At 60.1% G+C, this 23,236-nt stretch carries 17 protein-coding genes; 6 read left to right on the forward strand and 11 right to left on the reverse strand.

Features of this window, described 5'->3' with window-relative positions; genetic code table 11:
• Positions 1-143 precede the first annotated feature (143 nt).
• The 4 genes from dcd to EI291_RS10770 form a co-directional block, all read right to left on the reverse strand.
• Positions 144-680 (reverse strand): dCTP deaminase, encoded by a 537-nt coding sequence (gene dcd, locus EI291_RS10755; protein WP_125419816.1) that lies wholly within the window; start codon positions 678-680, stop codon positions 144-146.
• Between the two features lie 112 nt (positions 681-792).
• Positions 793-1,653, reverse strand: coding sequence for a hypothetical protein (locus EI291_RS10760; protein WP_125419817.1), 861 nt, complete (start codon positions 1,651-1,653; stop codon positions 793-795).
• 184 nt (positions 1,654-1,837) lie between these two features.
• Entirely contained in the window at positions 1,838-3,160 is a 1,323-nt protein-coding gene (hemL, locus tag EI291_RS10765; protein ID WP_125419818.1) for a glutamate-1-semialdehyde 2,1-aminomutase, read from the reverse strand.
• Between the two features lie 102 nt (positions 3,161-3,262).
• Positions 3,263-5,233: an ABC transporter substrate-binding protein gene (locus tag EI291_RS10770; RefSeq protein ID WP_170172598.1), complete on the reverse strand. Its 1,971-nt coding sequence runs from the start codon at positions 5,231-5,233 to the stop codon at positions 3,263-3,265.
• Positions 5,234-5,454: 221 nt separating this feature from the next.
• On the opposite strand from EI291_RS10770, the gene EI291_RS10775 reads away from it, so the two are divergent.
• Together EI291_RS10775 and dgt are read left to right on the forward strand one after the other, a co-directional pair.
• Positions 5,455-6,150, forward strand: a complete 696-nt coding sequence (locus EI291_RS10775; RefSeq protein ID WP_125419820.1) for a DUF1361 domain-containing protein — start codon at positions 5,455-5,457, stop codon at positions 6,148-6,150.
• A gap of 61 nt (positions 6,151-6,211) precedes the next feature.
• On the forward strand, positions 6,212-7,633 hold the full coding sequence (gene dgt, locus EI291_RS10780; RefSeq protein WP_125419821.1) for a dGTP triphosphohydrolase: 1,422 nt from the start codon (positions 6,212-6,214) through the stop codon (positions 7,631-7,633).
• 7 nt (positions 7,634-7,640) lie between these two features.
• Here dgt and EI291_RS10785 read toward each other — a convergent pair whose 3' ends face one another.
• The 3 genes from EI291_RS10785 to EI291_RS10795 all read right to left on the reverse strand — a co-directional run bounded on the left by EI291_RS10785 (position 7,641) and on the right by EI291_RS10795 (position 14,738).
• Positions 7,641-10,871 carry an AsmA-like C-terminal region-containing protein gene (locus EI291_RS10785; RefSeq protein ID WP_125419822.1) on the reverse strand — a complete coding sequence of 1,077 codons (3,231 nt, stop codon included), beginning with the start codon at positions 10,869-10,871 and terminating at the stop codon, positions 7,641-7,643.
• A 232-nt stretch (positions 10,872-11,103) separates the two neighbouring features.
• Complete coding sequence (locus EI291_RS10790) at positions 11,104-14,028, reverse strand: heparinase II/III domain-containing protein (protein ID WP_170172599.1); 2,925 nt, start codon at positions 14,026-14,028, stop codon at positions 11,104-11,106.
• A gap of 233 nt (positions 14,029-14,261) precedes the next feature.
• Positions 14,262-14,738, reverse strand: coding sequence for a nucleoside deaminase (locus tag EI291_RS10795; protein ID WP_125419824.1), 477 nt, complete (start codon positions 14,736-14,738; stop codon positions 14,262-14,264).
• A 363-nt stretch (positions 14,739-15,101) separates the two neighbouring features.
• Here EI291_RS10795 and EI291_RS23505 point away from each other — a divergent pair, with 363 nt between their 5' ends.
• Positions 15,102-15,677, forward strand: a complete 576-nt coding sequence (locus tag EI291_RS23505) for a murein L,D-transpeptidase catalytic domain-containing protein (RefSeq protein WP_125419825.1) — start codon at positions 15,102-15,104, stop codon at positions 15,675-15,677.
• Positions 15,678-15,697: 20 nt separating this feature from the next.
• Here the strand turns inward: EI291_RS23505 and EI291_RS10805 are convergent, their stop codons facing one another.
• Entirely contained in the window at positions 15,698-16,126 is a 429-nt protein-coding gene (locus EI291_RS10805) for a hypothetical protein (protein ID WP_148103400.1), read from the reverse strand.
• A gap of 23 nt (positions 16,127-16,149) precedes the next feature.
• Positions 16,150-16,317: a DUF2256 domain-containing protein gene (locus tag EI291_RS10810; protein WP_125419827.1), complete on the reverse strand. Its 168-nt coding sequence runs from the start codon at positions 16,315-16,317 to the stop codon at positions 16,150-16,152.
• 93 nt (positions 16,318-16,410) lie between these two features.
• Here EI291_RS10810 and EI291_RS10815 point away from each other — a divergent pair, with 93 nt between their 5' ends.
• Together EI291_RS10815 and EI291_RS10820 are read left to right on the forward strand one after the other, a co-directional pair.
• The gene (locus EI291_RS10815) at positions 16,411-17,145 is read left to right on the forward strand and encodes a class I SAM-dependent methyltransferase (protein ID WP_125419828.1); all 735 of its coding nucleotides are present in this window, start codon (positions 16,411-16,413) and stop codon (positions 17,143-17,145) included.
• A 60-nt stretch (positions 17,146-17,205) separates the two neighbouring features.
• Entirely contained in the window at positions 17,206-17,655 is a 450-nt protein-coding gene (locus EI291_RS10820) for an acyl-CoA thioesterase (RefSeq protein WP_125419829.1), read from the forward strand.
• Between the two features lie 63 nt (positions 17,656-17,718).
• Here the strand turns inward: EI291_RS10820 and EI291_RS10825 are convergent, their stop codons facing one another.
• Positions 17,719-18,264, reverse strand: a complete 546-nt coding sequence (locus EI291_RS10825) for a DinB family protein (RefSeq protein ID WP_125419830.1) — start codon at positions 18,262-18,264, stop codon at positions 17,719-17,721.
• Between the two features lie 252 nt (positions 18,265-18,516).
• Here EI291_RS10825 and EI291_RS10830 point away from each other — a divergent pair, with 252 nt between their 5' ends.
• Entirely contained in the window at positions 18,517-21,615 is a 3,099-nt protein-coding gene (locus EI291_RS10830) for a T9SS-dependent M36 family metallopeptidase (protein WP_125419831.1), read from the forward strand.
• Between the two features lie 96 nt (positions 21,616-21,711).
• Here the strand turns inward: EI291_RS10830 and EI291_RS10835 are convergent, their stop codons facing one another.
• Positions 21,712-22,695 (reverse strand): pyruvate dehydrogenase complex E1 component subunit beta, encoded by a 984-nt coding sequence (locus EI291_RS10835; protein WP_125419832.1) that lies wholly within the window; start codon positions 22,693-22,695, stop codon positions 21,712-21,714.
• Between the last annotated feature and the right edge of the window lie 541 nt (positions 22,696-23,236).

A 23,236-nucleotide genomic window follows, 5' to 3' on the forward strand; every position in this document is an offset into this window, starting at 1 on the left:
CTTTCTAACGAAAAACTGTGCCAGCTAGTTTACTAGAGCCCTAAAAACCCCAGAATTATGGATATGCAAGAAAGTAAAAACGCCGCCATGCCTCATTAGGCACAGCGGCGCTGTTGACACCTGAAAACGGGTTATTCAGGGCCCTAGAACTGATTTTTCCACATCATGGATTCCACCGGCTTGGTGGTCCGCTCGTTGTATTTGGCGTTGGGCTTGCGGTTGTAGAAGTTCTCCACGTCGCCCTGCACGGTGAAGTAAATGAGCTGTCCTACGGGCATGCCGTAATACACCCGCACCGGCATGGATACGCTGATTTCCAGGGTCCAGGTGTTGCAGAATCCGATGTCGCCTTTGCCGGCAGTGGCGTGAATATCAATGCCCAGACGGCCGACACTGCTCTTGCCTTCGAGGAAAGGTACGTGAGCATGGGTTTCCGTGTACTCGTCGGTTACGCCCAGGTACAATACGCCAGGCTGCAGCACGAAGCCTTCCTCCGGAATCTCAAATACGTCGATTTCATTGTGCTTACGTGCGTCCAGTACCGCGTCGCGGTAAGTGGCCAGGTAGCGGCCCAAGTGCACATCGTAGGAGTTCGTCCCCAGGCAGCTCCGGTCGTAGGGTTCAATGACAATGGTGCCCCGCTCCATTTCGGCGAGGATCTGCTGATCGGTGAGAATCATGGGGTGAATTAAGAATTATGCATTAAAAATTATGAATTAAAAAGGGGGCTCACATCACCAGCTGAACAGCAGTAGGCGGAGCACTTTTGATTCTTAATTTTTAATTGAAAAACTACTCGTCGTCCGCGTAGCTGTCGTCGGGCAATACGGCGCGCTTACGCGGACGCGGCGCGGGCTGCTCATCCGCTTCGTACTGACCATCCAGGCGCTGGCGCAGGTCGGGAAGTACGCTGGTGATGATGTAGAGCAGCAGCAGGAAGGAGCCACCCGCCAGCATAAGGCTCAGGTAGTCCATCCAGTCGTGGCGGGGCGCTACATCCAGGGAGCGGGGCGCGGCATACTCCGCGGCGGGCACAGAGGCTACGGCTACTTCGGGCTGCGGCTGCGGGTCTTCTACGGCGGCGGTGGAGGAAGACGTGGTGGAGGACGCGGTAGTCGGGCCATCGGCTGGTGGCACGGCGGCGGCATCCGCTGCCAGATCCTCGGGGGCGGGGTCTTCGGAGGCGTTGAACTGGGCGGCCCCTTGCTTAATGGCCCGCTGCAGACTATGAATCAGGGCCACCCGCTCGTCGCGGGGCAGTACCCGGATAAAGAACTCGAAGTTGCGGTCTACCAGCACCGCATTCAGCTGTTTTTCAAACTCCACCAGATCCGTCCGACCTTTCCCGAAGCGACTCTTGTACCGTTCGGCAATGCCATTATAATTCAGAAACAGCTGCTTCAGGTCGTCGCGGCCGGGGAAGTTGTTGAATTCGCGCCGGGCCTTGGCCGTGCGCAATGCAGCCGGGTATTTGCCCCGGGCAAACGACTTATCATACACCGTTTCCATCGTCCGAAAGTTCAGCTCGTCGATGGTGCGGTCAAACAGCCGCTTATTGGCTGCCGCAGGCGTTTCGGTCTGAGCCTGGAGGATGCCGGGCGTTACAAGCCACAGCAGCAGAAAAAGCGGGAGCAGCTGACGAAATTGAAGCATACGGGCAGCGGATGGTTGCGGCAAAGGTAGGCGGTTCGATAATGAGTTATGAGCGTTGAATGATGAGGTATGAATTATGTCGTTCGACCCTGCCAGGTTTGGGAAGACCCGTTACCGCTGGCTCGTAGTCGTGTATATCCTTCTCTCCGAAGAACTGACCGCGCTAAAGCATACCTCATCATTCTTACCGGTGTGCTTCCTGCATGGATTCGCGGCAGGCGGTGAGGTAGAGGTCCACGAGGTCATCGGTCATGGCGGTGCTCACAAACAGGGCTTCGTACTGGGCCGGGGCCAGGTAGATGCCGCGGCCCAGCATGGCTTGGAAGTAGCGGCCGAAGGCTTCGGTGTCGGAGGTTTTGGCCGATTCCAGGTCCGTAACAGGCTGATCCGTAAAGAACACGCTGAACATGGAACCCACTTGGTTCACGGTGTAGTTCAGGCCCAGCTCCTGACAAATCTGACGAGTGCCGTCGGCAATGCGGGTGGTGGTGCGGTTGAGCTGGTCGTAGAGTTCGGGGTGCTGCTGCAGGTAGGTGAGCTGGGCGATACCGGCGGCGGTGGCAATGGGGTTGCCCGAGAGCGTGCCCGCCTGATACACCTTGCCGGCCGGGGCCACATTGTCCATGATGTCCTGACGGCCACCATACGCGCCCACCGGCATGCCGCCCCCGATGATTTTGCCCAGCGTGGTCATGTCGGGCGTGATGCCGTACAGCTCCTGCGCGCCGCCCCGGGCCAAGCGGAAGCCGGTCATCACCTCATCAAAAATCAGCACGATGCCGTGCCGGGTGCACAGGTCACGCAGACCTTGCAGATAGCCTTCGGCGGGGGCCACCAAACCCATGTTGCCCACCACTGGCTCCAGGATAAGGGCGGCCACCTGCCCGTCGTTGGCGGCAATGATGCGTTCCACGGCGGGCAGGTCGTTGTAGGGTACCGTGAGGGTATCCTGGGCCACGCCCTGGGTGACGCCCGGCGAGTCGGGCGCGCCCAGCGTGAGGGCGCCCGAGCCGGCGGCAATCAGGAACGAGTCGCCGTGGCCGTGGTAGCAGCCTTCAAATTTGATGATTTTGTTGCGGCCGGTGTAGCCCCGCGCCACCCGAATGGCCGACATGGTGGCCTCGGTGCCGGAGTTTACCAGCCGCACTTTTTCAATGCTGGGCACCATCTGCTTGATCAGCTCGGCCATTTCCACCTCGCGGCGGGTAGGGGCCCCAAACGACAGGGAGTTGCCGATGGCCTGCTGCACGGCGTTCAGCACAATGTCGGGGGCGTGGCCCAGAATCATGGGACCCCAGGAGTTGATGAAGTCGAGGTACCGGTTGCCGTCTACATCCGTCAGCCAAGCCCCTTTGGCCGACTGCATAAACACGGGGTGGCCGCCCACGGCGCGGAAAGCGCGTACCGGCGAGTTCACCCCGCCCGGAATGTGATTTTTGGCCCGCGTAAACAGGGCGTCGGAAGTGGCTAAAGAGTATGGAGTAGCGGGTAGGGCAGATTGCGACATGAACGGAAAGCTGAGGAAGAGGTGCAGTGAAACAGAAAACAAAACCGGAGAGTGAAGGGCATCTCACTACTCAATACCCATTACTCTGTACTGGTAAACAACCTACCGGATGCCCACCGGGTTCAGCACTTCCACTTCCAGCCGCTCCAGTTTGGTGAGGGGTACGTACTGGTTATCGTGAGTGCCGCCGGGGTAGCCGATGCCCTGGAATACGGCTCCCGAAACGGGGCCGCCATTGGCCAGCTGCTGCTGAAAGGCCGGGCCATACTGGTGCAGCTGGCTACCGAAGTAATACAGCAGCTCGAAGCCAGTAAAGGCAAACACGGAAGGCGGCAGGTTCTGGCGTTGCGTGTACAGCTGCCGGAAACGGCGCACTCCGGGGTTGGTTTTGTCCAGAAACTTCGGGTGCACGAAGTACACGTCGCGGGAATCCAGTTGGCCGAGGCTGATGCGGTTGTTATCGAGCCAGGAGGAATAGGCAATGACCGGAGTACGGGCAGCCTGCAGCTTGAGGGCACTCAGCACGTAGGGGCCCGCACCCTTGCCATCGGAAGCCACTACTAGGTGCCCAATCGACTTCAGATCCACGTCGCCCAGCGCCGCCGACAGGCTCTCCTGCACGTCGGAGTTGATGCGGCGGAGCTGGAGTACCTTGCCACCCAGGGCTTCATAGGTTTGCTTGTAGGCCTGCCCGAAAGCGGCTTCATCCTTGGTGTCTTCGTAGAGGACCACGGCCGTGCGGGCACCGCCCAGACGAGTGTAGGCAAACTGCGCGGCCTGCCGGGCCTGGGTAGCCGTGCTGGGCTCGAACAGGTAGTGCCAGGGATTGTCCAGCACCAGGTCGCCATCCTGGGAGAGGGGATTCACCACGGCAATCTGGTGTTGCTGGGCGTAGCGGGCCAGAATCTTGGAGCCCGATTTGTACACCGGCCCCACAATGAGATCCATACCGGCCAGTTCAGGCAAGGCCAGCACCTGTTTTAGCTGCAGCGTGTCAGCGCCGGTATCGTAGGCAAACAGCTGCACCGGGTGGCCTTCGCGCTGCAAGGAGTCCTGGGCCAGGCGCAGGCCGGCGTACAGATCCGTCACAAACTGGTTTTTGCGGCGCTTTTCCCAGCTGGTATCATCGAACTCGAAGGGCAGCAGCACGCCAATATTGTAGGTGCTTTTGCGGGCCGGGCGGGGCCGGGGGGTGTAGCGGGCCGGCTCCAGCTGAAACTGCTGAATCAGCTGGGCCAGCTGGTCCTTATCGGCATCGGTGTACCAGCCACCATTGGCCAGCTTGTCGGCGTAGGCGCGGCCCAGGGCGGCTTCCTGCGGATAGGTTTTGAGCAGGCTTTGAAAGGTGGCTTTGTCCTTTATGCGGGGCAGATAGGTCGCCTTCATGTTCTCCCGCTCGGTGGTGAGGCGTCCTTCCGGCACCTGAGCCAGCACGCGCAGCGCGTTGTCAAAATCACCCTGCTCAAACGACAACTGGCCCTGCAGAAAAAAGGCTTCGGCCATGTTGGGCCACTGCGGATATTGGTTGCGCAGCAGGTTCAGCATCTGCTCGGCCTCGGCCCACTTTTTGGCCCGGCCGGCGGCCACGGCGTACAGGTAGGCGGCTTCCGGAGCCCGTTGGAACCGGGCTGCCGGCAGGGTGAGCGGCTCCAGCTCCTGCATGGCCAGGTCGTAGCGGGTCTGGTCGAGGAGCGTTTTACCGTTTTTGTAGCGCACGTTGGGGTCCGAGGAGCCCAGGTTGGCGGGCAGAGGCGGGCCGCTGGGTTTGGGTGCAGCCGCAACCGTGGGCCGGGGCGTGGTGGCTGTTGGGGCCGGTTTGGTGCCGGAGCCAGCGGCTGGTTTTGGGGCCGATGTAGGCTTAGGTGTTGTCGTGGCCGGCTTAGGCGTTGTTGTGGCCGGCTTTGGGGCCGTAGTGCCGGGCACTACTTTGGCCGGGGCAGTGCCCGTGGGTTTGCCGGGGGCTGGTGTGGCGGTAGTGGGTTTCTTGGCGGGCGTTTGTTGCGCCCACGCAGGGGCCGCAACGCCCGCACCGAGGCACACACATACAGCAGTCAGGAGAGAAGATAACCTCATAAACCGAGGAGCCGGGGAAATAGGCGGGAGAAACCATGCAGCTGCAACCAGTGCAGCCCGTGGCGCAAAGGTACGCAGTTGCGGCGGGGAAGATGTAGCCCGAATTGGTGAGGTATGGACCGGCATCACGCAAACGCAACATCCGCCCGCAATTCGTACGCTACACTATACGTGCCAGCTTTACGTTACCACATCCGCCTAAAACTCCCGAACTTGTCTGTATGGCCTTATCCATTGCTACCTATTCCGTGCCGCAGCTGCGGCAGCGCCTGTATCTGCTGCTGCTACTGGGGGCTTCCCTGGCTTTGAGCGTGGTGCTGATTGTGTTCCGGGTATTTCTGGTGCACAAAATCACGTTTGTGTTCCTGCTCTGGAACCTGTTTCTGGCGCTGATTCCGTTCGGGCTGAGCACCATGCTGGGCCTCTCGGCGGGGCGGCTGAAGGCGCGGGTACTGCTGCCGGTAGGAGTGGTGTGGCTGCTGTTCTTCCCCAATGCCCCCTACATCCTCACCGACCTGTTTCACCTGGAGCCCCGCGCCGGCGTGCCGTACTGGTATGATCTGGCCCTGATTCTGAGCTGCGCCTGGAACGGGCTGATGCTGGGCTACGCCTCCCTCACCGACATGCAGCAGCTGGTAACGCGCCGCCTGGGCTGGGCCGCGGGCTGGGGCTTTGCCACGGTGGCGCTGTTGCTCAGCAGCTTCGGGGTGTACCTGGGCCGGTATCTGCGCTTCAACAGCTGGGACATCCTCACCAACCCGGCCAGCCTGTTTTATGATATTGTCAGCCGGCTGCTGCACCCGGCCAGCCACCGGGGCACCTGGGGTGTCACGCTGCTGTACGGCGTGTTTCTGTTACTCGGGTACGCCACCGTGCGCCTGCTGGGCCGGATGGACGAAGTGCCGGAAGAAGCGTAAACGCACGTAGCCACCCGGGCGGACTGCAACTTTCCGGCTCCGCTGCTACCTTACGCCTCCCATGCTCCACCTCACCCCCGATCAACACGCGCCGGCCATGGACTGGCAGCGCCTGCTCAGCCGCCGCCGCTACCCTGAGCAACCCCAGCTGCACGTAGTCACGGATGCGCCGCCCGTGCGCGGGGCCTTCGTGCAGGATTACGACCGGGTAGTGTTCAGCTCGGCGTTTCGGCGGCTGCAGCGCAAAACCCAGGTGATGCCCCTGCCCGAAACGGACTTTGTGCACACCCGCCTCACCCATTCGCTGGAAACTGCCTGCGTAGGCCGGTCCCTGGGCCGGCTGGGAGGCCGGCTGCTGCTGGAGGAAACGGACGGGCTCAGCAAAGAGCTGCCACATCTGGACGCCGATTTCGGCGACATTGTGGCGGCAGCCTGTCTGGCCCACGATATTGGTAACCCGCCCTTCGGCCACTCCGGCGAGGATGCCATTTCGGCCTACTTCCGCTCAACGGCCGCTGAGCCATTTGTGCGGATGCTCACGGCCGCTCAGCGCGCCGACTTGCAGCAATTTGAGGGCAACGCCGCCGGATTTCGCATCCTCACGCATACCTACGCGGCGCACAGCAGCGGCTCGGCGGGGTTGGGCCTTACTTATGCCACGCTGGGAGCCTTTACCAAGTATCCGCGCCCATCGTTGGTTGCGGATGGGCAGCTTACCCAGGGTATCAGCGAGAAAAAGTACGGCTACTTCCAGACGGAGGCACCCCGCTTTCAGGATATGGCCCGGGAGCTGGGACTCCTGCCTAAAATAACCGATGCTCCTGAGCAGGCCGGATTCTGTTACCGGCATCCTTTGGCGTTTCTGGTGGAAGCCGCCGATGACCTGTGCTACCGGATTATTGACTTTGAGGATGGGCTGAAGCTGGGGCTGATTCCATGCCGGGAGGGTCTGGCTCTGCTGCGCGACATACTCCGGGATGCGCCCGGCCGCCAGGGCTCGGTGGAGTGGCGGGATTGGCGGGAGGAACTGGGCTACCTGCGGGCCCGCCTGATCAACCAGCTGGTGCAGCAGACGGCCCGCCTGTTTGCTGACCGCGCCCCGGAGCTGTTGCGGGGGCGGCAGGATGAGCCCCTGGTGCAACAGCTGGACTGCTGGCCGCAGCTGCAGGAAGTACACCGACTCACAGTGGAGCATCTGTACCGCAGCCGGCCGGTGCTGGAAATTGAAGCAGCCGGCTTTGAGGTGCTGGCAGGCCTGCTCGACGCCTTCCTGCACGCCACCTTCGACCCCCAGGGCAGCCCCCGCTCCCGCAAGCTGGTGCAGCTGCTGCCGGAACAGTTCCGGGCCGTAGGGGCGCAGCAGGGCGCTTCTGCCTACGAGCAGATTATTCTGCTCACAGACTACATTGGTGGCCTCACCGACCAGAATGCGCTTAGTCTGTTCCGCGCTATTCGGGGTATTGACCTTCCCGTCAAAATCTAACCAGCGCTTATTGCAGCAGGTGAAGCGTGGTGTCGAGGGGCTGGCGGCGTAGAATCTGCCGGTATTGCTCCCGCAGCTGCTCCTGCTGCTGTAGCTGCTCCTGCTTCTTAAACAGACGCACTTTGTAGCGCGTGCCGGGCGCGCGGCGCAGATTCACGTACACCAGTCCCCGGCTGGGCCTGCTGGTAGCTTCGCCGCTCCGGATACGCGCAATACGCTTCCGGTTATTACCCAACAGAGCCTGCAGCGGGCTGAGCCCCACATACAGGTTCGCATGGCCATCCAGGCCATATTCGCCCGTAACCTGCATATCGGTCAGGTTGCTGCTCAGGTTGAGGGCGGGGATTAACACCCGGCCCCCATCCAGCACGAAACGGGGCTGCACCGGCTCAAAGTACAGATGTCCGGTCCGGCGCGGACTCAGCAGGCGCAGGGCCTGCATCAGAGCTTCTACCTGCAGCAATTCCAGGTCGCGCAGGTCTGTGCGCAGGAAAGCCTGCGTCTGAGCCAGCCGGGGCAGAAAGGTCTGGTCGAGGCTGGTGTGTACATCGGCCTCCGCCTGCATCGTACCCCGGATGTTGGTCGGACCCAGCACATCAAAGCCAAGCACCTGAGCCAGCGCAAACAGTTCCGGCAGCTGCATCTGCTGTACCTGCACCTGCGCGTGCAATGGGTGATGGTTTGTACCGGAGTCGGTCTGGAGCACGCCCTGCAATTGCAGCTGCCCCCCAAATGCCTGCATCGAGCAATGCTCCAGCCGTGCCCGGCCCGCTTCCAGGGAGCTGAGCAGGCGGAACTGAGAGCCCCGGAGTGCCCCATACTGCATCTGGTCGGCGGCGACGCGTACCTGGCCGGTAATGGTGCCATCCAGAAACGGTGAAGGTTGTCCGGCCGTGCGGCGCTCCTGTCGGCGGGATGCAGTGCGGGGCGTTTCCGGGACATTGCTCAGCGCGGCTAGCAGCTGCAGCAGCCGCTGCACATCCAGGGAGGCGTAGTGCAGATCCAGCGAGGCGCGGGCCCGTGACAGCCGCGCCTCGCTCAGCCGCGCTTCGGCACTGATGCGGCCCGTTCCCCCCATACCCGTCCGGAATGTAAATGCCGGTATCTGAAAATCGGGCCCCGATTTGTTCAGGCTGAACCGGAGCTGCGTCAGATCGTCGTTGCCGGGCAGGCGCAGCCGGTCAATGGTGGCCGTGGCATGGCCATTGGCGGATAGCAGCACGTCGCGCAGGGTGGGGTCGGGGGGGGTGCGGGCCGTGCGGCGCGGAGTCCGCGTGAGCCGTCCCAGGAGCTGTTGGTAGCTCATAGTCGGGAAATGCGCCTTCAGCTCAACCGTTACAGGCTGCAGGTTAAGGGTATCCGTAGGCCAGCCAACCATTCCGCTAAGCTGGCCGCCCCAGGCATGTACGCGCAAATCACGGAGCTGTACCTGGCGGCCATTGTGCAGCACCATGGCCGCCAGGGCGGTCAGCGTATCGGTGCCTACTACCAGGCGGCCACACTGTAGCCGTACTCGCAGCCGCAAACCCGGGGGCAGAATATTCAAGGCCTTGGCTGCCAGAGCCTGGTTGCGGGTATAACCCGGGCGGGAGCGGTGGCCGCCTTTTTTTCGGTTGGTACTAGGGGCAGCCAGCAGCCGGCGCAACTCCTGTAGCCGCAATTCATCCACTTTAAAGGTGCCTTCTACAGAGGTGGTGGCGTGCTGTCCGCTGAAATAGGCCAGCAGGTGGGTAGTGGTAGCATTGGCCTGTACCTGCATGTTGTTGAGCCTGCCAGACAGATTTTCCAGCCGCCACATGCTGTCCTGCAGCCGAACCAGCACATTCAGGTTGGTCATGCGGGCCCGTCGGCTCGGAATATCGAAAGCCGCCTGCTCCAGGCGCACCGTGCCCCGGGCCGAAATAGGAGGCAACAGCGTATCGGCCCGCAGGGTGCGCCGGGTGGCCCGGTCCGGAATATCGGGAATGGTGCCGTTGAGGTGAAGATCCAGCGCGGCCTGCCCCTGGCGGGCCCGCCACAGATTCGGAACTACCACCGAAGCCAGCGTCTGCAGCTCCGTGCGTCCCTTAATGTGGCCCAGTAGGTGTGGCTGGGTAAAGTCACGCACGGTGATGGCCGCATCCAGCTGTCCGGCCTGCGAGTACAGCCGGCACTGAGTAAACTGCAGGTATGTGGTGCGGGAAGCATGAGCCGCGCCGTTATCGAACACCCCCTGCGCATCCCACCGCCTGATACGCCGGGCCGAATCGGTCCACTGTACCTGCGCATTCCGCATGGCAAAGCGCAGGATAGTGCGCGGGCGGGTAGTAGGCCCGCTGAGCCCCCGGATGGAGTAGCGGATATGAGCGTGACTGGGGCTGCGGGCTCCTTGCAGAAACCGCTCCAGCGCCGGCGGAAACGCCGTGTGCAGAATTTCCAGCAGCGGCTGGTTTCCCTCAAAAGTGAGGTTTAGATGGGTGCCGCGCGGTTCCGACGGTCGGGCCCCCCGGTGCGTGCCATTTACCACAATAGTGTCGCCGTTGAGCGTAGCGCGCGTGCGGGCAAACGTGCCTTCCCGCTGCCGGAAATCGTAGCGGTAGCGGATGCGGGCCACCACCGGCTCCTGCTCAAACAGGTTGCCCCGGCTGCTGCGCAAATACTCCAGCTGGCCCTGCAGACGCCCACGCACCTGCGCTATTCCCCGGCGGTTATTGACAATAAGCCGGCCTTGGCGCACGTAAGCTGAAAACCCGCTATGGTGCAGGTCGTTGCGGTCAGTTACCCGCACGTTCAGCAGCACCAGCGAGTCCAGGTCGAAATCAGGCGGCAGGGAGGGCCGCTTGCGGCGCGGGCCTTTGCCTCGCAGGCCCCAGTCGCGCCCAGCAGAGTCCGTCAACTGGCGGAACTGGGCATCGTGCAGGGTCAGGTGCTGCACGCGCAACTCCCCCCGCCAGATATGGCTCAACTCCAGGCGAATATCGGCGCGACCAATCCGCAATACCTCCACGCTGCGGCGGTAGGAAGTATCCGTCAGGGACAGATGCTGCACCGAGGCTGTCAGATGGGGAAAATCCCGGAACAGCGAAAAATCAGTAGTCATGGGACCCAGCACTAGGTCCGATTGCCGGGCCAGCCGCTCCCGAATAATGCGTTCTACCTGTTGTCGGCCCCACTGCGTGCCCAGCAGCCATACGCCTCCGCCTCCCGCCAGCAGCAACCCCAGCACCACAAGGGCCAGCATCCGGCGAACAGAAGACATTCTCATACAAACGCAGGTAGAAAAAGCAAGGTATAGAGGGCTTCTACGCAGAAAGCGGGCGGGTTGCCATCGGGATACTGAAAATGCAATCGAATAAAACTTAATTATATAAATTATAAATAGATATGCTTAAACTTCTCGCCTCACTCCGAAAATCTGGTATTCGTACGGCGCTGTGCTTCCATCATAGCAACCTGGGATATGGTGCCCATTGGTTCCATATGCAGCACTTCTACTCAGGGGCCACCAAGATGCGTAGTACCGGAGCCAGCAACTCGCCAACAGGGTTCAGAGCCCGCACTACATACACGCCCGGTGGCAGGTGTTGCACGGGTAGCTCAGTAACACTTTGCAACTGCTGGTTGAGTACTCGCTGGCCCTGAGTATTCCGCAATTCCACCTGGGCTTGGGCAGGTACGGGCCGATTGGCAGTGAGCCGAACTACTGTACGGGCCGGTACAGGTGCGGCAGTGAGAGTGAGCAGGGCCGGGGCCGGAGGCACGGTTAGCACTCCTGAGTAGGTTATGGAACCATCGGTATCTTGCTGCCGCAGGCGGTAATATGCCACCCCAACCGGGGGCTGAGCATCCGTAAAACGATACTCGCCAGGACCGTGGGCTGGTAGGTTGGTCAGCGCCCGGAAAGTCGTGTCAGTATCTGCACGAACCTCTACCCTAAACTGTTGGTGACCGATTTCGGCGGCTGTTTGCCACTTGAGCAGCACTTTACTTCCCTGCCGGTGCCCCACAAACTGCACCAGCGTAACCGGGAGCGGCCGTATGTCGCGTTGCGGGATTACTGTAACTTCGGAGGCGGCGGAAAACTGCAGCACCAGTTGGTGGCGGCGGGCATCGTAGGTGGCTTGCTGCAGAGCTGCGCCTTGCACCGCAGCCGGCGGGCTGCTGAGAGGTATGCGTAGGGTAGTGGCCCGGCTCACGTAACCAGCCAGCTTGCCGTCGGGCAGGGTTGCCCAACTCAGGGTAGCCCGGTGAGTGGCGTTTAGCAGCGTATCGGGGCCGTAGCGTAGCAGGGTGCCTTGGTCCAGAAACATCTGTGCTGGCTGTCCTGCCGGGTTTAAGGACAGCAATGTCAGCGACGCATCGGCGGCAGTGGATTGGGGTAATCCGGGTACAGTAGTCAGGCTGGTGTCGGCCTGACTGAAGGCCAGGTCCTGAAAGCCGGAACCCGCTGTGTGCAGCCCTGTGGCCGCAGCAGTGGCAAAAGCCTTGGTGGCGGGAGGGATGGTGGTGGCCGGGCCGGGCCACAGCATTGTCAGGAAACGCGTGGCCGGTACGTTGGGTGAACTGACCAGTAAGGTAGTGTGGTCCTGGGTTGTGTTGTAAGTCAGCTCATGCGAATTAGTAGTCTGATTAAAAGTAGCAGCTGTGTCGGGGGAGGCTACAGTAGCCACCAAGCTCGCGCCCTGTCGGGTCCAGCTAGCTTGATGGCGACCAAAATCAGACGTGAATGTGCCCGTAGCCGCAGTGCCGCCCGCCAGGCCGTAACCGTGCAGCTGCCAAGTATAGGTGTGTGGTGTGAGGGCCTTGGCAGCATCAGCTAGTAGCACGTACTGGTTCCGCACCAGCAACGCCCGGCGAGTTATAGTAGCGCCTCGGTAGTTGGTCTGCACTTGCCCGTAAGCTAGTCCCGGCGTCGAGAATGCGCCTGACAGTGTGGCTGGGGCATCATTGGCAGCTCCGGCGGTGCCAATGGCCGGTCCGGCCCCGTCAACCAGTATCATATTATGGTGGGTGGCCTGACCCACTTCGGCGCGACGGTTATAGCTCAGATACCCTGCATCCAGGGCTAGCATCTGGCCTTGGGCATAGAGTATAAAGCTGCTCGCATCGGCTTGGCTATGGCCGCCGGAGTTATCCTGAGCTGCACCGGCCTTGCCGTAAAGATGAAAATAGGTGGCCAGTGAATCGGAGCCTGAGCGAAAAACGAGGTTGCCACTCTGCGGCAGAAAAACGAGGGCAGGTCGCTCGGGCTGGGTGGGAGTAGGTAGTGCTGCCAGGTAAGCGGCCCGCATATCCACGGTAGCGTCGCGGAGCTGGGACGTGAGTGAGTTGAGCTGGCCGGTGTTCAGACCTGAAAGAGCCAGTGGCAGCACGTAACGGCTGTGGCCAGTGAGAGCCAGTTCGGGCATGGCCATATCCACGTACGAATCCTCCAGAGCTGGTAAGCGGCCATCAGGCAGGCTAATAGCCGTAATCCACTCATACAGCCGCTCGTAGCGTGGGTCAGTATACGGATTCGGGATGGTACGCGTGCTGCCGTTATAGGTGCAGCTGAACATGGCCCCAGGAGCAAACTGGCCCAGCGCCCGCACAAATGGCAGGCAGTTTAAAAACGCGTATTTGAAATAATAAGGCCCTTCGGCATATCCCGCCACCGCCTGCGGATCCGACTGACGCTGGGCATCCTGCCACAGCACGTTGTCGAGGTGAAACAGAGCCGTATTCTGCCAGTTGAGCGGCTGCTGGTTGGCGTCGGCGCTGGTAACGTGGTTTAGCACTACGGCGGCCATTCCCAGGGCGGCGGCCGTCATCAGAGTATGATTGTTCTTAATCTGCCGGTAAAAGTAGATGCCAAAAAACGGTCGGTTTGATTCACGGTACAGGTTGCCAGCAAAGGTCTGGAGCTGCTGGCGAGCCGTAGTCAGGGCAGTTTCGGGTACACCGGATCCGCGCAACAGGTCGTAGGCAATCAAGTAGTCAATCAGCTCTTTGGAGCGCCACTGCCATTCAGTGTAGGTTGTTCCGCTGAAGGTGGCAAATGCCTCCACTGATGGATTCAGGGTTTCGAGCAGCTGCGTTACTTGCTGCACCTGCGTTTGGCGCGTCAGTGGCGGCAAAGGGGCTAAGCTATCGGCTACGGGCTGTCGGTCTATCAATATCACGAAGGCCGCATTCTTGGCAAACGTGGCCCGAGCCCGACGGCCGCTTGCAGAGGTATTGTCGGTAGGTGGTACCCCTTGGGTGCCGGCCCATAGGCCCCGGTACAGGCCACGCGCCGTGGGCATACGCAGACTGGCTTGCACTTGAGGCAATTCGTTGATGGTAAGCAGCGTACGTGGGTAATCGGAGCGGGCATTGGCTGGCCACCAGGCCCCCGTTTGAGCCTGGCCGGAGGAGGCGCAAATGGTCAGGATCAATGCTGTCAGAAATGATAATGATTTCAAAACGTTTATCGGTATTGTGTAAATTATGTTACCCGGCCTTCGATTGGCCCGGTTGGATAATTTCCGATAACGCAAAAGAGTTTCCAGTTTAGAAAAAACCCTTTTCAGCTCGATTAAGCCCATAAATAGACAAGCCGCCCTGTTCCAAAAACAGGACGGCTTGTCTAAAATCTAGATAGGTTACGGGGTGCTTGTCTGGGAAATATTTAATAGTCCGTACGACCAGCCTGCTGCTCCCAGGCCCGGAAACCGGCCAGTGCTTCATCACGCATCAACTCTGTCATGGGAATGTGGCGCTCCGTCAGCGGTTTATCCAGCTCATCATAAATGAACTGGTCATCGAAGCCAATGGCGGCGGCGTCCTGCTTGGTGTTACCATAGAACACGCGGCGTGGCCGGGCCCAATAAATAGCACCCAGGCACATGGGGCAGGGCTCACAGCTGGTATACAGGTCACAGTCATCCAACTGGAACGTACCCAGCGTGGCGCAAGCCTTCCGGATGGCATCCACCTCGGCGTGGCAGGTGGGGTCGTTGGTACTGGTTACCTGGTTGAAGCCCCGGGCAATAATCTGCCCGTTTTTAACTATCACAGCACCAAATGGGCCACCGTGGCCGGCCTGCATCTTTTCAATGGAGAGGCGAATAGCCTCACGCATAAATTCCGGATTAGGAGTATCCATGGGAAAGGGGGTAAGCAAACGAAAATTCCGGCCGGGCCGAAAGCAAAAGCAAAGTAACTGCGCAAAATACACTACCCGCGCGTTTTATTCCAGCATGTGGCTCATAGCCGGACGGCTACAGCAGCAAACCAGCATCTTTTTTTGCAGCAAGGTGCAACCTTTCGGTGTCCGGTCCGACTCTATATTGTGTAGACACTATAGAGGCTGTCTTCCGATAAACCCGGCACTGCTAGCTGATTTTTTTGGCTTGATAGTTGCAAGTGGATTTTCGAAAGAATAGTTTTTTAGGTGTTTTGGTTGTGGAAAAGGGGCGGGCCAGTGGTCCGCCTTTTTTTATTGCCTGACAGGTAGCTATTTGCTGCAATGAATCTTCGAATACCAATAGCTGCCGTATGCCTCCTGGCTATTTTGCTCGTTGTGGGGTGCAAAGCCCGGCACGCGCCGGAAGCTGCAGTGCCTGTGGAGCAGTACGTTATAAAACTCGTTTCGTACACCCGGCCGGGGTTTAATCAACGCATCGGTTTTTACCTGGATCTGAGTCGTCCATCAGGGCAAAAGCGGTTTTTTGTGTTGGACCTGCGTCGGCGGAAAGTGCTGGCGGCCGGGTTATGCTGCAGCGGACGCACTACGGCACTGGGGCAGGTTATCTACTCAAACACACCCGACTCCAACTGCAGCTCCAGGGGCCTGGCGAAAGTATCATACGCCTACACCGGTCAGTTCGGGGGGGCATACAAGCTGGTAGGACTTCATAATACCAATAGCCAGATATTCAAGCGGTTTATTGTGCTCCACGCACATAAGTGTGTACCCGCACAGCCGCAGGTTTTGCCCATATGCCGCAGCCAGGGGTGTCCTACAGTTAACCCAGCGTTTCTACGCACACTCAGCGGGTACATTGACAAAAGCCGGCAGCCCATCCTGCTGTATACGCAATAAGGGCTGCCAGCCGGCCGGATTTATATAACTACCCGCAACTCGTACGTTTCACTCGATGCGGCCCCGGAGGCATTTGTTCGGAAAGCGCCCACGCGGCTGGGGCCATACCCCAGGTTTACCTTCACCCACTCGTCGCGCACGGGCAGCTGTTGGAGCACTTGCTCACGTAGCCGAGCCAGGTCGTCGCGCAGATTCTGCAGGTTCTGGAAGGCTTCTTCGGTGTGTTGCGGGTAGCTGCCGGTGGAAGGGCGCTGGTCGAAAGCCGTAGTTGAATCCGGCGCGGTATGCGTGGCAGCAGTGGCCGCAATTTCAGCGTGCGACAACTCTTTTTCGGCCTCCAGATAGGCCTGTAACGTTTCTTCGAGCGATTGCAAGCTGGGGTCAAGGTAGTCGAGGTTGCTGGCCATGAGCGTAGGAAACTTATTAAGGAGATGCTTCGCAGAACGCAAAACGGAGGCAGAAGGATGCGGATTCAGGAGGATGGTACCAGTTTGGGCTTGTTGCGCTGGCACTTCTCGCCACAGTATTTTACCTCATCCCAGCAGTTGCGCCACTTCTTGCGGTACTCAAATGGCCGCCCGCAGGTAAGGCAGATTTTGGTGGGCAGATGGCCTTTGACGAGGCGGTTGGGCAGGCTCATAAATCAAAAAAGAAGGCGGGTACTGAATAACCCCATCCGGGCCGCGGAGGTTACAAACTGTGCCGGGTCGGCGGGCGGCCGTATCTTTGTGCCATGTCAAATTCTGTTTCCGTTGCGCCCGATGCCCTGGGCCAGGCCCTGCTGGCCTACCAGCGCGGCCATCTGAGTGCCACGCTGGCCGTGCATAGCTCCGTAGCCGACGAGGAAGTGCTGCCCGCCGCCTACTTTTTTCGCTCCCTCTGGGAGATGCCCGAAATGGAGCGTACCGCGCTGGAAGAGTGCCGGGGCCGGGTGCTCGATTTAGGGGCCGGGGCTGGCTGCCATGCCCTGGAGCTGCAACAGCGCGGCTTCCGGGTGAAGGCCGTGGATATTTCACCCGGGGCCGTGGAAGTGATGCAGGAGCGGGGTGTCCAGGAAGTAGCCTGTCACGACATCTTCGACCCGGCCCTGGCCGCTGGGGAAAAGTTTGATACCATTCTGATGCTGATGAACGGGGTGGGTCTCACGGGCACCCTGGCCGGACTGGAGCGGTTTCTGGAGCACGCCAAGAGCCTGCTGGTCCCCGGCGGCCAGATTCTGGCTACCTCCTCCGACATCAGCTACCTCTACGAGGATGAGGATGGCGCCTTGGTGTTTGATCTGAATGCGCCCTATTACGGGGAGGTAGAATACACTATGCAGTTTGCCCACCAGACCGGCGCGGCCTTCCACTGGATTTTCACTGACCCCGCGCTGCTCCAGGACTACGCCGAAGCCGCCGGCTACACCGTAGAGTTTCTGGAAGAAGACGACCAGCAGCAATACCTCGTGCGCCTCACGCTGGCGTAGCCACTGCGCTAAACAAGGTTTCACTCCGGCAGTTATCCGACTTCCTAATCTTCTTTTTCTATGCCCGGATTCGAAAGAACCTACACTGTGCGCTGGGCCGATATGGACCCGAACGGCCACATGCGTCACTCTGCCTACACCGATTACGCCGCTCAGCACCGCATCGAGTATCTGTCGGAGCACGGCTTTACGTTGCCGTTTTTCGCCAAAACAGGCCTTGGGCCCATTCTCTTCCGCGAGGATACCCGCTTTCTGAAAGAGCTGCACATCAACGAGCAGCTACGCGTGACCGGGGAGCTGTCGGGGCTTAGCGAGGATGGTTCCCGCTGGAATATCATCCACACCCTTTACAAACCCGACGGCCGCCCGGCCGCCACGGTGGCCGTGGAAGGGGCATGGCTGGATTTGCGCGCCCGCAAACTCACCGTGCCGCCCGCCGAAATAGCCGCTCTGATGCGCGACCTGCCGCGCCACGCTTCGTACCAGGATATCATCCGGGAGACACGATAAATCAGCGAAGAACTGCAACGGAGCAAAGCCCTGGCATCATCATGACGCCGGGGCTTTGTCTTGTTACTTGTTCTCCCTGACCTTCTGCGCAATGCGCTCTACCTGTTTCTGGTGGTGCAGCACGTGGTCAATCATAAAATCCAGGGTCTGATAGATGGTGAGCATGCCGGAGCGGGGGTGCTTGAAGATAGACCGGTTGAGCAGGTTGCTCGGATACTCGTTCAGGAGGCGCTCCAGACGACGGCGCACCGCGGCCCATTCGGCCTGCAGCTCGGGCAGCGGTGGCAGCTCGGTGGGCGTCAGTTTCTCCAGATAGGAGGGGGCCTTGAAGCGCGTGAAGGGTAGCCGCAGCAACACCCGCAACAGCCGCGACTTCAGAAACGCCCCGAACCCTGATTTCTCCAGCGACTCGGTCTGGAGCAGCTTTTTCTCCATGTATTGCCCAATGCCGGTTTCCGACACCACCAGGTGCTGCACCACCTGCGCCGCCGACCACTGACCCGGCCCCGGCTGCTGGGTAGCCCGGGGGCCGAGAGCTGCTACGGTATCCAGCAGGTGGGTGGTGGCCAGTTCGAGTTGTTCGAAGCGAAGATGCAGCCGGTGATTCATGTGCGGGCAGGATGGGTTGGGGCAAAAGATACGGAAAATGAGCTGCCGGGTGGCTAACCAGGGGCATTCCTGCCATCTGCGCTCTATGTACGCCGCCGCTTATCGGGGCCAATTGCCAGCGCAACATCCATACCCGGAAAATAATTGGGGCTGTTCTTTTCAGAGTGTACTATTATAATAATTATTATAATTAAATATATATTTATATCGATATATTAGGTAAGTGCTTTGTTCCACTTCACCTCACCTCATATGCTGCACACCACACACCACATCACCCGTTGGGGGTTGCTGCTGGTATTGCTGTTTGCAAACCTGTCAGCTTTTAGCCAGGGCCAGCTGCGACCGGCCCCGCGTGCCCTGCCGGCCGAGGCCCGGCAGTACCTACAGAAATACCATCAGCAGTTAGGAGTAACCGAAACCGATATTCAGGATGTGGTGCTGAGCAGCGAGTCGCGCAGCCCCCGCAGCAAGGTGCACCTACTCTATGTGCAGCAGCGCCACGCCGGTATCGATATTCATGGTGCCATCAGTACGCTGGCACTGGGTGCCGATGAGGCCGTGGTGAGCGTGGCGGTACGCCTGCTTCCGCTGGAGCAGCGCCGGGGCACGCAATTGGCCACCCGGCCTACAACCTCGGCGGCGGATGCTGTAGCCGCCGCGGCCCGGCACGTGGGCGTGCCCCTGCGCGGGGCGCTGAACGTGCAGGCGCGCGGGGCCGATGCCAGCCAGCAGACGATTTTCTCAACTGCCGGCATTGCCCTGGAGCCAATTGGTGCCCGGCTGGTGTATCAGCCTTTGCCCGATGGGCAGCTGCGTCTGGCCTGGGAAGTGTCCATCTACCCGCTGGATGCGCTGAACTATTGGGTAGTTCGGCTGGATGCCGCCACGGGCCGGGTGCTGGATCAGGATAACCTGGTAAACCACTGCGAATTCGACAACGCCAGGCCCAGCGGAGCCGCTTCGGTAGTAGCCGCCCCGCTGCGGCAGCCTGCTCTGGCGGCTGCTCCAGCTGCCAATGCGTACAACGTATTTGCGCTGCCGGCCGAAAGCCCCAGCCACGGCAGCCGCAGCTACGTGCTGAGTACGGCCGCCGATGGTACGGCCTCGCCCGCGGGCTGGCACACTACGTCCGTTGGCAGCTACACCACCACGCGCGGCAACAACGTGCACGCCTACGAAGACCCCACCAACAATAACAACGTCGGCGGCACCAACTACAGTCCCGATGCCGGCCCCAGTCTGCTGTTCGACTATCCCATCAATTTCACCCAGCAACCCGTAACGTACCGCGACGCGGCTACGGCCAATCTGTTCTACATGAACAATATCATGCACGACGTGTGGTATCAGTACGGCTTCGATGAGGCGAGCGGCAGCTTCCAGGTAGATAATTTCGGGCGTGGGGGCGTGGGCGGCGACGATGTGCGGGCGGAAGCGCAGGACAGCCGTAATATCTTGACCACTCGCAACAACGCCAACTTCTTCACGCCGGTTGATGGGCAGCGGCCCCGCATGCAGATGTACCTGTGGAGCGGCATTCCGGACCCCGAAATGTTTAAGGTAACGGCTCCCGCGGCGCTGGCTGGTACATACAAAACGCTGGAAGCAGTGTTCAGTGCTCCGCTTACGCCGGCACCCGTAACCGGTAAGCTGGTGCTGGCCACTACCGCAACGGGTACTGGTCAGGAGGGCTGCACGCCCCTGAGCAACGCTGCAGCCATGGCTGGTAATATTGCGCTGGTGTACCGGGGCTCGTGCGGCTTTGCAGTGAAAGCCCAATATGCGCAGGAAGCCGGGGCTATTGCCGTAGTGGTTATCAACAACGTAGCCGGTGACCCCATCACTATGGGCGGCACGCCCGCTGTACCCATTACCATTCCGGCCGTGATGATCGGGCAGGCTGATGGAGCAACCATTCGGGCGGCGCTGGATGCGGGGCAGGAAGTACGTCTGGCCCTGCGCAATGCGGGTGCCGGCCCCGAGTTGGATGGGGATTTTGACAATGGCATCATCGCCCACGAGTACGGCCACGGTATCTCCAACCGTCTCACCGGCGGGCCGGCTACCACCTCCTGCCTGCAGAACGCCGAGCAGATGGGCGAAGGGTGGAGCGACTGGTTTGGGCTGATGCTGACCATGCAGCCGGGCGACACCGGGCCCAAGCGCCGCGGCATTGGTACGTACGCCCTCGGGCAGGCTACCAACGCCCAGGGCATCCGGCCGGCTCCGTATAGCACCGATTTTGCCGTGAACAGTTATACCTACGCGGCCACCAACAACCTCAACCTGACGCAGCCGCACGGGATAGGGTTTGTGTGGGCCTCCATGCTCTGGGATTTGAACTGGGCCCTGATCGACAGATACGGTTTCAACCCGGATGTGTACCACGGTACCGGCGGCAACAACCTGGCCATGCAGCTGGTGATGGACGGCCTGAAGCTACAGGCCTGTAACCCCGGCTTCGTAAATGGGCGCGACGCCATTCTGGCCGCCGACCGGGCCGATAACGCCGGGGCCAACCAAAAGCTCATCTGGCAGGTATTTGCCCGTCGGGGGCTAGGCTACAGCGCCAGCCAGGGCCGTAATACCAGTCGCACGGATCAGGTGGAAGCCTTCGACCTGCCGCCCCTGTACGCCTGCGACCCGCCCACGCTCACCGTGTCGCCAAACACCACGTTCAGCGGTGGGGCTCCCAAAACCATTTACCTGGGTTACGGGCTGCAAAGCCTTACGCTGCAGGCCAGCGGTATCAACATCGTGAGCTATAGCTGGGCCCCGGCCACGGGCCTGAGCAGCACTACCAGCGCCGCTCCGGTATTTACGCCCACTGCCCCGGGCACCTACACCTTCACCGTTACCGCCACCAACAACAACAGCTGCGTGGAAAAGGCCACGGTAACGATAAATGTAGTAGATGTGCGCTGCGGCAATAAAAACGATAAGGTGCAGGTATGCCATAAGGGTAATCTGATCTGTATTTCGGCTTCGGCTGTAATAGATCATCTAAACCACGGCGACAACGTGGGCCTGTGTAACAACCCGCAGACCGGTTCCGCCGACGACGCCACCGGGGTAGCCTCCACCGACGAGGGGCGCTTCCGGGCTAGTCCCAACCCGGCCGGCGACGCTACCACCTTTACCTTCCGGCTGAACACCGCCGGCCGTTACCGCGTGGAAGTACTGAACCTGCAGGGTGCTTTGGTAGCTGTGGCGGCCGAAGGACAGGGCCAAGCCGGCCAGGCGGTGGCCGTACCCTTCCGGCCCGAGCGACTGGCTGCCGGCGTGTACATGGCCCGGTTAGTAGCCCCCGGCGGCAGTCAGTTCGTGCGCGTGCTCTGGCAGCCCTAATGCCTGGGGCTGACGGCAGCCCAACAAAAAAGCTCGACTCCGGCCGGAGTCGAGCTTTTTTGTTGGATGGCAAGGCAAATATCCCGGCCAGCCGGCTTACTTGCTCACGTACAGCACTTCCTTCACGGCCTTCACGGTGCGCTCTACGTTGGGCAGAGAGGCTTCGATGAGGGTAGGCGCGTAGGGCAGGGGCACGTCCTGGCAGGTGATGCGCAGTACGGGCGCGTCGAGGAAGTCGAAGGCGCGGCGCTGCACCATGTAGGCCAGCTCCGAGCTGATGCTGGCCAAGGGCCAGGCTTCTTCCACTACCACCATGCGGTTGGTTTTCTTCACCGATTCGATGAGCGTATCGTAGTCGATGGGACGTACGGACCGCAGGTCGATTACCTCGGCGTTGATGCCTTCCTTGGCCAGCTCATCGGCGGCGGCCAAAGCCACTTTCATCATTTTGCCGAAGCTCACGATGGTTACCGACTCGCCCTGACGTACCACGTTGGCTTTGCCAATCGGAATGAGGTATTCCTCTTCGGGCACCTCGCCCTTGTCGCCGTACATCAGTTCCGACTCCATGAAAATCACCGGATCGGCGTCACGGATGGCGGATTTCAGCAGGCCTTTGGCGTCGTAGGGGTTCGACGGAACCACTACTTTCAGGCCGGGGGTGTTGGCGTACCAGTTCTCGAAGTTTTGGGAGTGCTGCGACGACAGCATGCCGGCGTTGCCGGTAGGGCCACGGAACACGATGGGGCAGCTGTACTGCCCGCCCGACATGGAGTAGATTTTGGCGGCGGAGTTAATCACCTGGTCGATGGCCACCAACGAGAAGTTGAAGGTCATGAACTCGATGATGGGCAGCAGGCCGTTGATGGCCGCACCCACGCCGATGCCGGCAAAGCCCAGCTCGGCAATGGGCGTGTCAATCACGCGCTCCGGGCCGAATTCGTCGAGCATGCCCTGGCTTACTTTGTAGGCGCCGTTATACTCGGCTACTTCTTCGCCCATCAGAAACACGCGCGGGTCGCGGCGCATTTCTTCAGACATGGCTTCACGCAGGGCTTCCCGGAATTGGATGGTCCGCATACTTGTCAGGTGCTTGTCAGATCAGAAAGAAAAAGCCGGCTCTGAACCGGCGTGTAAAGCTACGACGAGTAAGCGGGACGGACAAACAAACAATACTGCCGCCCAGTGTCCCCAACGTTACCCAAGTAGTGAGTAGGCAAGGTAAAGGCAGCACAGCGCCGCTAGGAGCAGAAAAATACTAGCGGCTTTCACTACCTCTGAATCCCTTTTGCTTACCCAAAGTGCTACCCCTACACCTCCTATGATTATACCAAATAGAGCAGCTACCGCCGCTACAACATAGCCTCCCAAGCTAAGTATAGTGGTTTCGTTGAGTAAGACTGTATGTAACGTTGTCATTGCGAAAGGTAGATTCAATAGATGGCTGCTGCAACACCAACCTATCCTCTGGCAGTTGTCGGATTTTTAGCGCAGTGCTTTTACGAAGAGCTTCGAAAACCGCTTATAGCTGATGATGTAGTTATTTTAAACGCTAAAACAGAAGATACCGAGCAGGAAGAATACAAGAGCATACATTACTCTAAATGTTCCAACATTATTG

Origin of the sequence: Hymenobacter rigui (assembly GCF_003944715.1) — a bacterium.
Classification (GTDB): domain Bacteria; phylum Bacteroidota; class Bacteroidia; order Cytophagales; family Hymenobacteraceae; genus Hymenobacter; species Hymenobacter rigui.